This window comes from Micromonospora sp. 067-2, assembly GCF_046549295.1.
Classification (GTDB): domain Bacteria; phylum Actinomycetota; class Actinomycetes; order Mycobacteriales; family Micromonosporaceae; genus Micromonospora.
On sequence record NZ_JAJPWB010000007.1, the window covers coordinates 217,082 to 231,057 of the forward strand.

The following is a 13,976-nucleotide window of genomic DNA, read 5'->3' on the forward strand; positions in this document are numbered from 1 at the left end:
ACTGCTTGACGCCGTCCGACCGCCGTCACTGTGGTCGGTACCGGGCCAGGTCGAAGTCGGCGTACGCGCCGCCGCCGGTGAGGTCCTGCACCCACAGACCGAAGAACGCGCCGGTGAAGCCCCACACCTCGGCCACTCCGTCCACGATCTCGGTGGCGTGCTCGTCGGAGAGGATCGTGGCGTCGAACGTCTCCGGCCACCAGGTCGGCTCCGCCTCCGGGGCGCCGTGTCCCAGACGCAGGTCGGCTCCGTCCAGGGCGGCGTGCAGCCCGACCGCCCCGGTGACCGGCACCGGCTGATCCAGGTGTCGCAGCCGGCCCCGACGGCAGGACAACAGGTCCACCACCGGCCCGACGGTGTCCCGCCAGGTGAGGTGGAGATAGTGCCAGTTGCGGGTGTTGTAGTAGGCGACCAGCCCGGCCATCTGCTGATACGACGTCGGTGCGAACTCGACCACCGTCGAGAAGACCGCCCGGGGATGCGCGATCCGCCGAGCCACCAGGCTGGGCCGGTGCCGGGACGACGGGGACTGGCCGCCGTGGATGCGCAGGTGCCCCGGTCGGGCGGTGAGCGAGAGCCAGTCCGGCGACGGCGGCCGGCGCAACGTGCTCCAGTCCGGGCCGAGCCTGGTCGCGTCGAAGTCGTCGGTCTCGGACGGCCGCGGCCACGGACGCGGCGGCAACCGGGGCCCCTCGACCCGCTCGTGCGGCACCCCGCCCTCGACCCGGGGCCAGCCGTCCGGCGTCCACTCGACCCGTTGCAGGGCGGTCTCCCGACCCAGCACACACGGGCCGCGCCGCCCGAGCGGCCGCGCGGTCAGGTGCGCCAGATACCACTCGTCGCCGGGAGCACTCACCAGACTGCCGTGGCCAGCCTTCTGCAACGGCAGGTCGGGATGGTGCAGCGAGGTGAGCATCGGGCCGGCCGGGTCCGGCAGGTACGGCCCGGTCAGCTGTCGGGAACGGGCGACGGTCACCTGGTGCTCCCATCCGGTGCCGCCCTCGGCGGTCACCAGGTAGTGCCACCCGTCGCGTCGGTAGAGATGCGGCCCCTCGGTGAAGCCGGCCACGGTGCCGTCGAAGATGGTGACCGGCGCGCCGACCAGGCTCGCCGCGCGCCGGTCGTACTCCTGCAGGATGATGCCGCCCGCCCAGGAGCGACCCGGGCGCCAGTCGCACGCGTTGGACAGCAGCCAACTCCGGCCGTCGTCGTGGAACAGCGACGGGTCGAACCCGCGCGCGTGCAGCGGCACCGGGTCGGCCCACGGGCCGGTGATCGAGGGGGCCGTGGTGACGTAGTTCGGGGTGTCCCAGAACCCGCCCGAATACCAGTCGACCACCGTGAACACGAGGTGGAAGGTGCCGTCGGCGTAGGACAGGCACGGTGCCCAGACCCCGCCGGAGTCCGGACGGCCGGCCAGGTCGAGCAGTCGCCGGTCGGTCAGCACACCGCCGATCGGTCGCCAGTGCACCAGGTCGCGGGAGTGGTGCAGGCGGACGCCCGGGTACCACTCGAAGGTCGAGGTGGCGAGGTAGTAGTCGCCTCCGACCCGCAGGATCGACGGATCGGGGTGGAACCCGGTCAGCACCGGGTTGTGGATCTGCCCGGCCACCTCGCCGGGGCTGACAACCCGGCCGGGTGCGACGAGTTCGGTCATCCCTTGACTGCTCCCTGCATGATTCCGCCGACGATCTGCCGGGCCAGAAGGACGAAGACGACGAGCACCGGCAGCACGCCCAGGCTGGCCCCGGCCAGCATCAGGGCGTAGTCGGTGTAGTAGCCGCTGGCCAGGACCGAGAGCGCCACCTGGACGGTCGGGTTCTCCGGGTTGAGCACGACCAACGGCCAGAAGAAGTCGTTCCAGGCGGTCATGAAGGTGAACAGGCCCAGCACGGCCGCCGCTGGCCGGATCGCCGGCAGCACGACGTGCCAGAAGACCCGTACCAGCGTGCAGCCGTCCACCCTGGCCGCCTCGACCAGCTCGGCCGGAACCGTCTCCTCGACGGCCTGGCGCATCCAGAACACGCCGAAGGCCGAGACCAGGGCGGGGACGATCAGCGCCTGGAGTCGACCGGTCCAGCCCAGCTCCGTCATGAGCAGGTACAGCGGGACGATGCCGAGCTGGGTCGGCACCATCATCGTGGCGACGACCACGACGAGCAGCGCGTTACGGCCACGGAACCGCAGCCGGGCGAAGGCGAACCCGGCCAACGAGGCGAAGAAGACGTTGCCGACGGCCACCGAGGTGGCCACCAGGAACGAGTTGACCAACGCGGTGCCGAACGCGGAGCTGTCGAAGACCCGGGCGATGTTGTCGAGGAGGTGGCCGCCGGGTACCAGTGGCGGGGTGGCGTCGCCGAGCACGCTGTTGTCGTTGCTGGCGACCACGAACGTCCAGTAGAGCGGGAAGAGCGAGGCCGCCAGGACCGCCGCGAGCAACAGATAGATCAGTTTTCCGGGTCGGCGGCTGCGGGCGAACCGACCCCCGCGGGTGGTGGCGACCGGCACCAGGCCGGCCGGGGCGGATGTCACCATCTCGTACTCCTCACCGGCTCGCCACCGCGCGCCGGACGGCGAGGAAGTTCCCCACCGCGACGACGGCGATCAGCAGGAACAACAGCCAGGCGACCGCGGCGGCGGTGCCCGCGTCGAAGAGGAAGAACCCCTTCTCGTACAGGTACATGGTCACCGTCTGGAACTGGCGGTCCGAGCCGCCGTTGGCCTCCCCCTGCCCGTCGAAGAGCAACGGCTCGGCGAAGAGTTGCAGCCCGCCGATCGTGGACACCACCGTGGTGAAGAGGATCGTCGGTCGGATCATCGGCACGGTGACGTGCCAGAACGCCGACCAGGCAGACGCGCCGTCCAGCCGGGCCGACTCGTAGAGGTCGGCCGGGACCGCCTGCATGGCCGCGAGGTAGATGAGTGCGTTGTAGCCGGTCCAGCGCCAGATGACGATGACGCTGATTCCCAGGTGCGAGGACCACTTCTCGGCCTGCCAGTTGATCGGATCGATGCCGACGAGGCCGAGCAGCCAGTTGGCGATGCCGGCGTCCTTGCCGAAGACCTGCGCGAACACGAGGGCCACCGCGACCACGGAGACGATATTGGGCACCAGCACGCCGGCCCGCCAGACCGTACGGGCCCGCAGCGCGGTGTTCAGGGCCGCGGCCACGCCCAGGGCCAACAGCAACTGCGGCACGGTCGAGAGAACGAACAGGCTCAGGGTGTTGGCCAGCGCGTTCCAGAAGGAGCTGTCGGTCAACAGGTCACGGTAGTTGTCCAGGCCCGCCCAGCCGTCGTCGCCGTTGATGAGGTGCCAGTCGTGCAGTGACATCCAGGCCGTGGCGAGCAGCGGGAACAGGCCGAAGATCCCGAACAGGACGAAGAAGGGAGCGATGAAGAGGTACGGCGTGGCGCGTCGGTCCAGCAGGTCGGCCAGCGATCGGCGCCGCCGCGGAACTGGCGGCGCTCCGGGTCGGTGTCGGGCGGCCGGGCGCCTGCTCACGTCGGTGGTCATGGGTCACTCCGGGGTTCTCCGTCGTGGCGGACGGCGCGGTCGTCGCCGGACCGCCCGCCACGACCTCGTCGATCAACCAAGGATCTTGCGCGCCTCGTCGAGGGCCGCCTGCCAGGCGGCGTCGGGCGACTGCTTGCCCTGCTCGACCCGGGCCAGCGCCCGACCGAAGACGGGGCGCACGTCGCCGTCGCGGGTGCCGCGGTAGTTCGGGCGCAGGGACTCACCGGAGCGGGCATAGATCTCGCCCACCGGCGCGTTGGTGAAGTACTCGTTGCGGAAGCTCAGCACCGCCGGGTCCTTGAGCGGGCCAGGCTGCGACGGGAGGCTGCCCACACTCTGGAAAATCTTGATCTCCGACTCCGGCGAGGTCAGGAACTTGGCAAGCTCGTACGCCTCCCTGGGGTGCTTACCCTGCTTCGGAATGGTGAGGAACGACCCACCCCAGTTGCCGCCGTTGCCGGGCACCTTGGCGATGTCCCACTTGCCGGCGTTCGCCGGCCCCGAGCCGTCCTTGATCAGGCCGAGCATCCAGCTCGGGCAGGGCAGCGATGCGAAGGTGCCCTGCTTGAAGCCGACGTTCCACTGCTGGCTGAACGGGTCGAGCTGGGCCGACATGCCCTTGCCGCTGGCCGCCGAGGCGACCGTGGCGAAGGCCTCCCTGATCTGCGGGTTGGCGTCGCCCACATAGGCGTCGCCGGTGTCGAAGTAGCCGTACGGCAACTGGTTGATCATGGCGCTGTAGATGTTGCCGGCGCTGTCGAACCACTTGGCCCTGCTGCCCGAGCCGACGAACCGCTGGCCGAGGGCGAAGTAGTCGTCCCAACTGGTGTAGAGCTTGGACACCTCGTCCCGGTCGGTCGGCAGACCCGCCGCGGCGAACAGGTCGGTGCGGTAGCACAGGGCCAGGCCACCCATGTCGGTGCCGAGACCCATCACGTACGCGCCGCCGTCGGCGACACCCTGTTCCCACTTCCACGGCAGCCACTGCGTCTTCAGGTCGGCGGCGCCGTAGTCGGCGAGGTTGACGAACCTGTCCTTGGACTGTCGGAACTGCGGCAGGAAGCCCTCCTCCACCGCCTCGATGTCCGCCGCGCCGGAATTGGCGGCCAGCCGGGTGGCGAGCTGCTTGTGGTGCGGGTCGAACTCCGCGCGGCGGATCTTCACCTCGACGTCCGGGTGCGCGGTCATGTACTCCTTGATCAGCGGCTCGTACCCGAAGTCGCTGAAGACGGCGACCGTCAGGCTGGTCCTGCCGCCCGAGCTGTCGTCGCCGCCGCAGCCGCTCGCGGTCACGGCGAGCGCGGTCGCGGCCAGAGCGGCGGCCAGCCGCAGCCCTGACCGTCGTCGGACGGGTCTCGTGCCTCTGGGCGCCATCGTTGCCTCCTGTTCACCGGGCACGTGCCCGAAGTGGTCGTGCGGTGGTGGTGATGGTGGGCGCACCCCGGCCCGGATCGAGGGCCGTCGTGATCGCGTCGGCCGGTGGGGTTTCGTCGGCGCTGCGGCCTGGCGGTTTGCCGTCGGTGCGGTGCGACACAACGTAGGACCGGTCGAAAGCACGGCCAACAAGTTTCGAAACATGTTGGAAGCGGCGGCCCGCGAGTGGGCACACTGACAGCCGGCCGGTCGACACCGCGAGCGGCGACCGGCGGGAGGACAGCGATCGTGGCAACCAGCCCGACCGACCCGAACCGCTGCACACTGGCGACGATCGCCCGCGAGGCGAACGTCTCGGTGCCGACCGTCTCCAAGGTGCTCAACGGTCACAGCGACGTCTCGCCGACCACCCGGGCACAGGTCGAGCGGCTGCTCACCCTGCACGGCTACCAACGACCGCGGGTTCCCCGGCGCAGCAATCGCCGCGGTGACCTCATCGATCTGGTGATCAACGAGCTGGACAGCGCCTGGGCGCTGGAGATCCTCACCGGTGTCGAAGAGGTCGCCGAGGAGGCCGGCCTCGGTCTGGTCGTGTCCGCGGTCCACAACCGGGCAAGCCTCACCCGCCGGTGGCTGGACTCGCTGATCTCCCGTGGTTCGCAGGGCGCGATCCTGGTCCTCTCCGAGCTGGCCGCGCAGCAGCGCGCGGAACTCGCCCGACGTACGCTGCCGTTCGTCGTGGTGGACGGGGTCAGCCTTCCGCCTCCGGACGTGCCCTCCGTCGGCGCCACCAACTTCGGTGGTGGGTACGCCGCCACCGAGCACCTGCTGCACCTCGGCCACCGACGGATCGGCATGATCGGCGGCCCGGAGCAGATGCTCTGCACCAGGGCTCGGGTGGCTGGCTACCGCGCGGCACTCGAGTCGGTCGGCGTGCCGACCTGCCGCGAGCTGATCCTCTACGGCGACTTCCACCACGGAGGAGGGCTGGCCGCGGCCCAACGCCTGCTCGCGCTCCCCGAGCCGCCCACCGCGATCTTCGCGGGGAGCGACCAGCAGGCGACCGGCGTCTACGAGGCGGTACGCCAGGTCGGCCGCAGCATTCCGGACGACGTCAGCGTCGTCGGTTTCGACGACCTCAACTTCGCCCAGTGGACCGCGCCACCGCTGACCACGGTCCGGCAGCCGCTGCACGAGATGGGCGTGACCGCTGCCCGGACGCTGCTGCGGATCATCAGCGGGCAGAGGTTGGACTCGCACCGGATCGAGCTCGCCACGACGCTCGTCCGGCGCAGCAGCACCGCGCGGCCGCCCAGCTGAGCACGTCGCCGCGCGGGAGCGGGCCGGAACCCGACCCCGCGCGGCCCGGAGGGTCAGGTCAGCCGCCACCGTTGGTTGGACTGGTTGGTGCCACAGGCCCAGATCTGCAGCGGGGTTCCGTTGGCGGTACCCCAGCCCGCGGCGTCCAGGCAGCGCCCCGAGTTCGGGTTGACCAGCGTGCCGTCGGCGTTCGACAGCCAGCGTTGAGCCGGGCTTCCGGCGATGCAGGTCCAGAGCCAGACCGGGGTGCCGTCGGCGGTGCCGACACCGCGTACGTCGAGGCACTTGCCGGAGCCGGTGTTGACCAGGGTGTCCCCCTCCCTGCGCCAGCGTTGGGCGCCGTTGCCGAGGCAGTCCCACAGTCGGACGGCGGTGCCGTCGGCCGTGTCACCCCCGGCCACGTCGACGCAGCGGTTGCTGCCGACGCCGACGATCGCCTGGTCGGCGCCGGCGCACCGGGTGACGAAGCTCCGCTCGGTCAGTCCCCGACAGAACGAAGCCCGCGCCTGGGCGTACCGGGAGAGGCGGCCGTCGACGAACCAGGTCGAGTTGACCGGGAAGTCGAACGAGCCGTCGTCGACGCCGTCCCAGCCGTAGCGGAAGTCGAGGTCGATGTAGACCGCGGCGCGGATCACGCCCCGCAGGTCGTACGTCCCGGACAGGTTCGGCACCGGACCGACGTAGTCCATCAGCGCGAACAGTCGCCGCACCCACAGATCGCCCCGCTGCTGCTCCAGCCCGGAGGTGTCCGTTCCGTTGTCGGTGAAGTTCATCATCCCGGCCTCGGAGACGATCATCGGCTTCGCGTGGTCGCGGGCGAACGTCATCATCTTCAGCACGTTCGCGTCGTGGTCCCAGGTGCGCCAGACCGCCGCCGGGTTGCCGGAGGCGTCCGTGCCGACGTACGCGTTGCGGCACTGCAGGGCACCCGTGTCGTAGTTCTGTGGCGGTGTGCCGTTGTAGAGGTAGCCCCGGTCGTAGATGGGCAGGCACAGCTCGTGGGCGAAGATCGACACCCCGATCCAGTCGGTCACCGCGTCACCGGGATAGAGCCGCTCGTACTCCCCGCGGACGGGGTGGAAGACGTAGGTGACGTTGTCCTGCCGCTTCGCGCCGTCGATCAGCGAGCGGAGGTGGGCGAAGGCGGCCCGGTACGAGGCACACGACGCCTCGGTGCAGTGGTAGAACGACGAGACCTCGTAGTCCAGGCGCAGGAAGAACTTCGCTCCCGGGTACTGGTTGACGAAGGCGATCAGGCCGGCGAACTGCGCGTCGTGCCGCCCGTCGGCGATCTCCTGGGTCACCACCCGGGATCGGGCCGCCTTGGCGTCCTCGCCGCCACCGGTGAAGCCCGGCGGGTTGTCCTTCCACGACACACCGACCTGGACCATCCGTCCCTGCCCGGCGAGTTGGGTCGCGAAGTCGCGATGACCCGGGTTGACCCAGGTACCGGACCTCACCTCGTAGTAGACCGATCCGCCCGACGGCGGCGCGGCGAAGGACGTGTAGTCGTTCCAGGCGGCGGTGGTGGACTGGCCGACGAACATCAGTCGACCCCCGCCGGGAGGAACGAACGTCGCGGCGGTCGCGGGCGACGACGGCGCCAGCACGGAGACGACGCCGGTGAGCAGCAGCAGAGCCGCCACCAGCGCAGCGAGACGGGTACGTGACATGGCGGCAGGCTAGGTAGATCGATCGCCGACTGTCGATGGTTTTCGATAATCGAAAGCAGCTCGAACCGAGTTTCGAAACACCACGACAGCAGCGAGAAACATCGATACCGTTCCGCCCCAGCCCGGCCGTACCCGCCGCCGGCAGTCGGCGGCCTCACCGGGAACGGCTGCCACACCACCACCAGCACGAACCAGGGAGCCCCTCATGGCCACAGCTCCGCACTCCCGCCGCCGGTGTCGACCTCGCGCCCTGATGAGGGCCGTCCTCGCCGTCGTCCTCGCGGCGGCCGCCACCGCCGGCGGCCTGACCGCCGGAGACGCGGCGGACGCCGCCGTGAACGCCCGTAACCTTCCCGCCGACGGCAGGGTGCGCCTGTTCATGGGTCAGGACTCGTCCACACTGTCGGACTACAAGCGGGACGTGCTCGATCCCGACCCCGGCGCCCCACGCCCGGGAGGCGTGACCCTCTACACGAACCTGCTACTCGGCGGCGATCCACCGCCGCTGGCCGGCTTCTACGGGCCATCCAACTCAGGCTCCGGCACGGTCGACTTCCCCGCGACGCTCGCGCAGTATCCCGGGGCGGCCCTCGCCGTGGGCCTGTACCTCTCCGACGCGAGCACCGGCTGCAACAACCAGCCCCTGCGCGCCATCATCGGCCGTCCCGACGCCGACGTCACCGGCCTGACCGGGCCGTACCGGCAGAAGGTCGACGAGATGGTCAACTGGCTGAGGAACACCGGCCGGGAGGTGTTCCTGCGCATCGGCTACGAGTACGACGGCCCGTGGAACTGCTACAACGCCGACTTCTACAAGGAGGCGTTCCGCTACATCAAGGGCCGCATCGACGCCCTGGGCGCGACCAGGGTCGCCACCGTGTGGCAGTCGGCAGGGTGGCCGATCGACGAGCACCCGGGCAACCCGGAGTGGAACTACGTGGTCACCGCGGCCAACCACTTCGACGCCTGGTACCCCGGCGACCAGTACGTCGACTGGGTCGGCATGTCCGCGTTCTACGGCGCCAGCTACCAGCGCTACCAGTGGGGCTGCCGGGCCCCCAGCACCTCACCCCGGGCCCTGCAGGACCGGATCCTGGGCTTCGCCCGCGGGCACGGCAAACCCGTGATGATCGCCGAGGCGGCACCGCAGGGCTTCACCACCGGGGCCAGGACCTCGAGCTGCATCTTCGCCAAGAACCCGCAGCCGATCACCGCGGCCGCCATCTGGGACACCTGGTACGCCGACTTCTTCGGCTACGTCAACGCCAACACCGACGTCATCCGCGCCGTCGCCTACATCAACACGAACTGGGACGCGCAGACCCAGTGGCAGTGCAACGGCGCCCCCGCCGGGCAACCCGGTTGCGCCAACGGCTACTGGGGCGACTCCCGCATCCAGGCCGACCCCCTCATCCGCAGCCGTTTCCTGGACGAGGCCCGCAAACCCATCTATGTCGGCGGTGCCGCCGCCACCGGCACCGTTCTCCGGGGCCAGGGCAGCAACCGCTGCGTCGACGTGGCCGGCGGGGGCACCGGCGACGGCAACAACATCATCCTGTGGGACTGCCACGGCGGCGCGCCGCAACAGTGGCGCCGCACCGGCGACACCTTCGTCAACCCCCGTTCCGGTAAGTGCCTGGACGTACGCGGCGGCGGCACCGCGAACGGCACCGAGGTGTGGCTGTGGAGTTGCCTTCCCGGCAGCGGTGCCCAGCGCTGGGTGCAGCAGGCCAACGGCACGCTGGTCAACCCCCAGTCCGGCAGATGCCTCGACGCCGACGCCTGGGGCACCGCCAACGGCACAGAGTTGATCATTTGGACGTGCGGCACCAACCAGTCGAACCAGGTCTGGCGACTCGGCTGATCGGCCCGGTTGGTGCCGAGCCGCCGGCTCGGCACCAACCGGCCCGACGCCTCCACCACCGGCGATCGGAGAACAGCACATGATCATGCGATTCCTGGAACGATCGCGTCGTTCGACAGGCAGGGCGGCGCTATTCGCCGCGGTGCTGCTCACGGCCTCGACCGGTGTCGCGCCGGCCCGGGCCGCCACCCCCACGCAGGCGGGACGGTCCGCTGTCGCGGCGCCGGCCCTGTCGCTGCGCTTCCTGATGATCGTCAAGCCGGTGTCCCAGGTTCCCAACCTGTCCGCGACCCTCGACCAGGGCCAGGTCGACGCGGCGAGCAACGCCTTCCTCACCACGTTTCCCCGGATGGTCGAGGAGCTCACCGACGGAGCGGTGGACATGAACAACCAGGTCGTCGTCTCGCCGCGGCCGCTCACCTCGATCGGGTACGCGGGCCTGATGGTCGAACCCGCCAACATCAGTGCGGATGTCGCGCAGTACGTGCACCCCCAGGAGTGGGACGGCGTGTTCGTCTACAACGCGTTCCGGACGCACGCCTACTTCTCCAGCGGCTCGCCGGGGCCACACAACACCGGCTGGAGCAGCGTCAACGCGCGCGACGACCTCGGCTACCACCAGGACGCGCTGGCGGGTTGGGTCCACGAGATGCTGCACCAGCTCGGCGAGCAGTACTACTTCCACCAACGCGGCGTACCCGGCGCGGTGGACCTGCACTCAGCCGCCGATCACGGCTACGACCAGAACCAGCACGGGCTTCCGTACTGGCTCGGCTGGTACCGCGACTTCCTCAACGGCACGATCCCCGGCAACCTCGGGTTGGGCACCAGGGCGTGGCAGCTCGGCAACCGACGCGGAGTGCCCGGTCTGCCGGTCCTTCCGAACCAGACGATCAGTGGTGCCGGCTCCGGTCGCTGCGTGGATGTCTCCGGCGGGCGCAGCGGGGACGGCACCAGAGTGCAGCTCTGGGACTGCCACGGCGGGCCGGAGGTGCGCTGGCGCTGGCAGGGCAACACACTCGTCAACGCCGCGACCAACAAGTGCCTCGACGTCGCGGGTGGGCGAACGAGCGGCGGGACGCCTGTGCAACTGTGGACGTGCCTCGGCAACGGCGCCCAACAGTGGCTGCCCGTGAACGGCCAGCTCCGCAACCCGCAGTCCGGCAGGTGTCTCGACGCGGACGCCTGGGGAACCCTCAACGGAACTCAACTGATCATCTGGGACTGCGGGGACAGACAGTCGAACCAGACGTGGACGTTCCGCTGAGACCCTGGGCGTCACCGCCCACGACGACGGCCGGCTCCCGGCGGGCTGGTCCGCGATCCCGGGGGCACCAGTAGCCTGCGCAGATGCGACACACCCTCACCCCGGGCGACGACACCCTGCACGGCCACTTCTCCCCCGACTTCGCGCCAGTGCTCACCGTCGATCCGGGCGACACCGTCACCTACCGCACCCTGGACTGCTGGTGGTCGGCCGGCCCGTACCCCGGCGGGCCGCACCGGGAGCGGCCGCGAGCGCCGCAACACCGGCCCGACCACGGACATGCGCTGATCGGTCCGGTCGCGGTCCGCGGTGCCCGCGCCGGCCAGACCCTTGCGGTACGCGTCGACGCGATCATCCCGGCCACCTGGGGCACCACGGTCGCCGGCGGCTGGCCGAGCGCCTTCAACCAGCGGTACGGCGTCGAGACGGAGGGCGTGGTGCACGCCTGGGCTCTCGACCCGGTGGCGATGACCGGCCGCAACCAACACGGCCACACCGTCGCGTTGCGCCCCTTCATGGGGGTTCTCGGCATGCCGCCGGCCGAGTCGGGGCAGCACTCGACGGTGCCGCCGCGACCCCACGGTGGCAACCTGGACTGCAAGGACCTGACCGCCGGTAGCACCCTGCTGCTGCCGATCCCGGTCGACGGGGCGTTGTTCTCGGTGGGGGACGGCCACGCCGCGCAGGGCGACGGCGAGGTCGGCGGCACCGCGATCGAGTGCCCGATGGACGAGGTCACGCTGACCTTCGACGTGCGCGACGACTTTCCGGTCACCGGCCCGGTGGCGCGCACCGCGGACGCCTGGCTGACCCTCGGCGTCGGCGCGTCCCTCGGCGACGCCACGTTCATGGCCCTGGACTCGATGCTGACCCTGATGCAACGGCTGCACGGTGTCAGCCGCCCCGACGCGGTGGCCCTGGCCAGCGTCGCGGTCGACGTACGGGTGACGCAGATCGTCAACCAGACCGTCGGCGCGCACGCGGTGCTCCGCGACGACGCGCTGCGCTGAGCCGACGCGGTGACCGATGCCGCTGACGGGTCAGCGCAGCTGCCGGGCGACGAACCTGGTCGGGGGTTCGGCGATCGCGTCCTGGGCCGCGATCAGCTGGATCTCCCGGGTGCCCGCGGCGAGAGTCGCCTCGAGGACGGCGTAGACGGAGGCGATGGTGCGTTCCAGTGCCGTCGCCGGTGCGCCCGTCGTCCTCAGGTGCGCGAGGTACAGCGCCGCGGTGACGTCACCCCCGCCGTTCGGGTTGATCGGCAGCAGGGGCGTGGTCACCGCCCAGGCGCCCTCGTCCGAGACGGCCACCACCTCCAGCGAGCCCGCCGGCACGTCGTCGTGCAGCACGCTGGTGACCAGGACGTGCCGTGGTCCCGTTTCCCGCACCACGTCGACCGCCGCCAACAACCCGGCCAGCGATGTCGTCGTGGCGCCGGCGAGGAAGTCCAGCTCGAACTGGTTCGGGGTGATGATGTCCGCGCGCGGAACGACGACGTCACGCAGGTACTCGGGGATACCGGCCCGAACGAACATCCCCCGACCGACGTCGCCCATCACCGGATCGCAGCAGTACACCGCGTCCGGGTTGGCCGTCTTGACCTTGTCCACCGCGTCGAGGATCACCGCGCCCATCGCCGGGTCACCCTGGTAACCCGACAGCACGGCGTCGGCGCTGCCCAGGACCCCACGGTCCGCGATGCCCGCGATCACCTCGGCGACGTCGGCCGGCGCCAGCATCGGCCCACGCCACGAGCCGTACCCCGTGTGGTTGGAGAAGTGGACCGTCAGCACCGGCCAGACCTCGTGGCCGAGCCGCTGCAGGGGGAACACGGCCGCCGAGTTGCCGACGTGGCCGTAGGCGACCGACGACTGGATGGAAAGGATCTTCACCAGCTCATTCTGGCGGTTCCCGCCGGTGCCGTACGCGCGGCCCGGCGGATCGGTAACCGGCTTGCGCCGGGCCCGGTCCTTCCGGGAGGGTCGGGAGCCATGAGCGACATGTGGGTGGAGCCCGCCGACGATCCGCGAACCTTCGGCAACCCGAAGGGCGAGAAGGCGACACTGCGGGAGTACCTCGACAACTACCGGTTGACGCTGGACCTGAAATGCGGCGGTCTCGACGCCGAGCAGCTCGCCCGCCGCTCCGTGCCACCGAGCACCATGAGCCTGCTCGGGCTGGTCCGGCACCTGGCCCAGGTGGAGAACCACTGGTTCCAGCGGGTGCTGCAGGGCAGGACCGACCGGCCACGCGTGTTCAAGCGGGACGACGACCGGGACGCGGACTTCACCGACGCGGTCGCCGACCCTGCCGTCGTGCAGGAGGCGTTCGCTACGTGGAAGACCGAGATCGCCGCGGCCGAGCAGTGGCTCGACGCGCTCGACGAGGACGACCTCGGGCGGGAGGTGCCGTTCGACGATGGCACCGTCAGCATCCGCGACGTGCTCGTCCACGTGATCGAGGAGTACGCCCGGCACGCCGGCCACGCCGACCTGCTGCGCGAGTGCGTCGACGGCCGCACCGGCCAGTGAGCTTCGCTCGAGCTATTTGACCTTGCGAGTCGATCGGGCCACGATGCCCTCGTACTCCGGGTGCTTGGCCAGCCACTCGGCGAGGAACGGGCAGAGCGGCACCACGGTCCGGCCCCTGGCCCGCGCGTCGTCCATTACCGCACGGGCCAGGGTCGACCCGACGCCCCTGCCCTCGAACTCCGGCTCGACCTCGGTGTGGGTGTAGACGATGATGGCGCCGGTCAGCTGGTAGGTGACCACCCCGGCGACCACGCCCGCCTCGTCGCGCGCCTCGAACCGCTCCCGCGTCGGCGCGTCTGTCACGGTGAACTGCACCGGACCATCCAACCACGCTGTCCAGCCGACCGGCGCGGGAGCACGTCCGCGCCCACCCTCCGCTCCGGCGGACCGACGCCCCGGCCCGGCTGTCGGCAGCGGGCCGGGGCTTCGT

General features: G+C 70.5%; 12 protein-coding genes. 5 read left to right on the top strand and 7 right to left on the bottom strand.

The window, feature by feature from the left end; all coding sequences use genetic code 11:
- Positions 1–25: 25 nt before the first annotated feature.
- The 4 genes from ACLJN9_RS18620 to ACLJN9_RS18635 form a co-directional block, all read right to left on the bottom strand.
- Positions 26–1,657: a glycoside hydrolase family 43 protein gene (locus tag ACLJN9_RS18620; protein WP_410812692.1), complete on the bottom strand. Its 1,632-nt coding sequence runs from the start codon at positions 1,655–1,657 to the stop codon at positions 26–28.
- Entirely contained in the window at positions 1,654–2,535 is an 882-nt protein-coding gene (locus ACLJN9_RS18625; protein ID WP_410812693.1) for a carbohydrate ABC transporter permease, read from the bottom strand. The genes ACLJN9_RS18620 and ACLJN9_RS18625 overlap by 4 nt, the downstream gene beginning before the upstream one ends.
- 10 nt (positions 2,536–2,545) lie before the next feature.
- Positions 2,546–3,517, bottom strand: coding sequence for a carbohydrate ABC transporter permease (locus ACLJN9_RS18630; protein WP_410812694.1), 972 nt, complete (start codon positions 3,515–3,517; stop codon positions 2,546–2,548).
- A gap of 72 nt (positions 3,518–3,589) precedes the next feature.
- Positions 3,590–4,891: an extracellular solute-binding protein gene (locus ACLJN9_RS18635; protein ID WP_410812695.1), complete on the bottom strand. Its 1,302-nt coding sequence runs from the start codon at positions 4,889–4,891 to the stop codon at positions 3,590–3,592.
- Between the two features lie 288 nt (positions 4,892–5,179).
- Here ACLJN9_RS18635 and ACLJN9_RS18640 point away from each other — a divergent pair, with 288 nt between their 5' ends.
- Positions 5,180–6,211 (top strand): LacI family DNA-binding transcriptional regulator, encoded by a 1,032-nt coding sequence (locus ACLJN9_RS18640; RefSeq protein ID WP_410812696.1) that lies wholly within the window; start codon positions 5,180–5,182, stop codon positions 6,209–6,211.
- 53 nt (positions 6,212–6,264) lie between these two features.
- Here the strand turns inward: ACLJN9_RS18640 and ACLJN9_RS18645 are convergent, their stop codons facing one another.
- Positions 6,265–7,884 carry an RICIN domain-containing protein gene (locus tag ACLJN9_RS18645; protein WP_410812697.1) on the bottom strand — a complete coding sequence of 540 codons (1,620 nt, stop codon included), beginning with the start codon at positions 7,882–7,884 and terminating at the stop codon, positions 6,265–6,267.
- A 205-nt stretch (positions 7,885–8,089) separates the two neighbouring features.
- On the opposite strand from ACLJN9_RS18645, the gene ACLJN9_RS18650 reads away from it, so the two are divergent.
- The 3 genes from ACLJN9_RS18650 to ACLJN9_RS18660 all read left to right on the top strand — a co-directional run bounded on the left by ACLJN9_RS18650 (position 8,090) and on the right by ACLJN9_RS18660 (position 12,025).
- A complete protein-coding gene (locus ACLJN9_RS18650; RefSeq protein WP_410812698.1) occupies positions 8,090–9,748 on the top strand; it encodes an RICIN domain-containing protein in 1,659 nt (552 codons plus the stop codon).
- 79 nt (positions 9,749–9,827) lie between these two features.
- Entirely contained in the window at positions 9,828–11,015 is a 1,188-nt protein-coding gene (locus ACLJN9_RS18655; protein WP_410812699.1) for an RICIN domain-containing protein, read from the top strand.
- 83 nt (positions 11,016–11,098) lie between these two features.
- Positions 11,099–12,025 carry an acetamidase/formamidase family protein gene (locus ACLJN9_RS18660; RefSeq protein WP_410812700.1) on the top strand — a complete coding sequence of 309 codons (927 nt, stop codon included), beginning with the start codon at positions 11,099–11,101 and terminating at the stop codon, positions 12,023–12,025.
- 30 nt (positions 12,026–12,055) lie between these two features.
- Here the strand turns inward: ACLJN9_RS18660 and pdxY are convergent, their stop codons facing one another.
- Positions 12,056–12,907: a pyridoxal kinase PdxY gene (pdxY, locus tag ACLJN9_RS18665; RefSeq protein ID WP_410812701.1), complete on the bottom strand. Its 852-nt coding sequence runs from the start codon at positions 12,905–12,907 to the stop codon at positions 12,056–12,058.
- 99 nt (positions 12,908–13,006) lie between these two features.
- On the opposite strand from pdxY, the gene ACLJN9_RS18670 reads away from it, so the two are divergent.
- Entirely contained in the window at positions 13,007–13,546 is a 540-nt protein-coding gene (locus ACLJN9_RS18670) for a DinB family protein (protein WP_410812702.1), read from the top strand.
- Between the two features lie 12 nt (positions 13,547–13,558).
- Here the strand turns inward: ACLJN9_RS18670 and ACLJN9_RS18675 are convergent, their stop codons facing one another.
- Positions 13,559–13,861, bottom strand: coding sequence for a GNAT family N-acetyltransferase (locus tag ACLJN9_RS18675; protein WP_410812703.1), 303 nt, complete (start codon positions 13,859–13,861; stop codon positions 13,559–13,561).
- Positions 13,862–13,976: the final 115 nt, after the last annotated feature.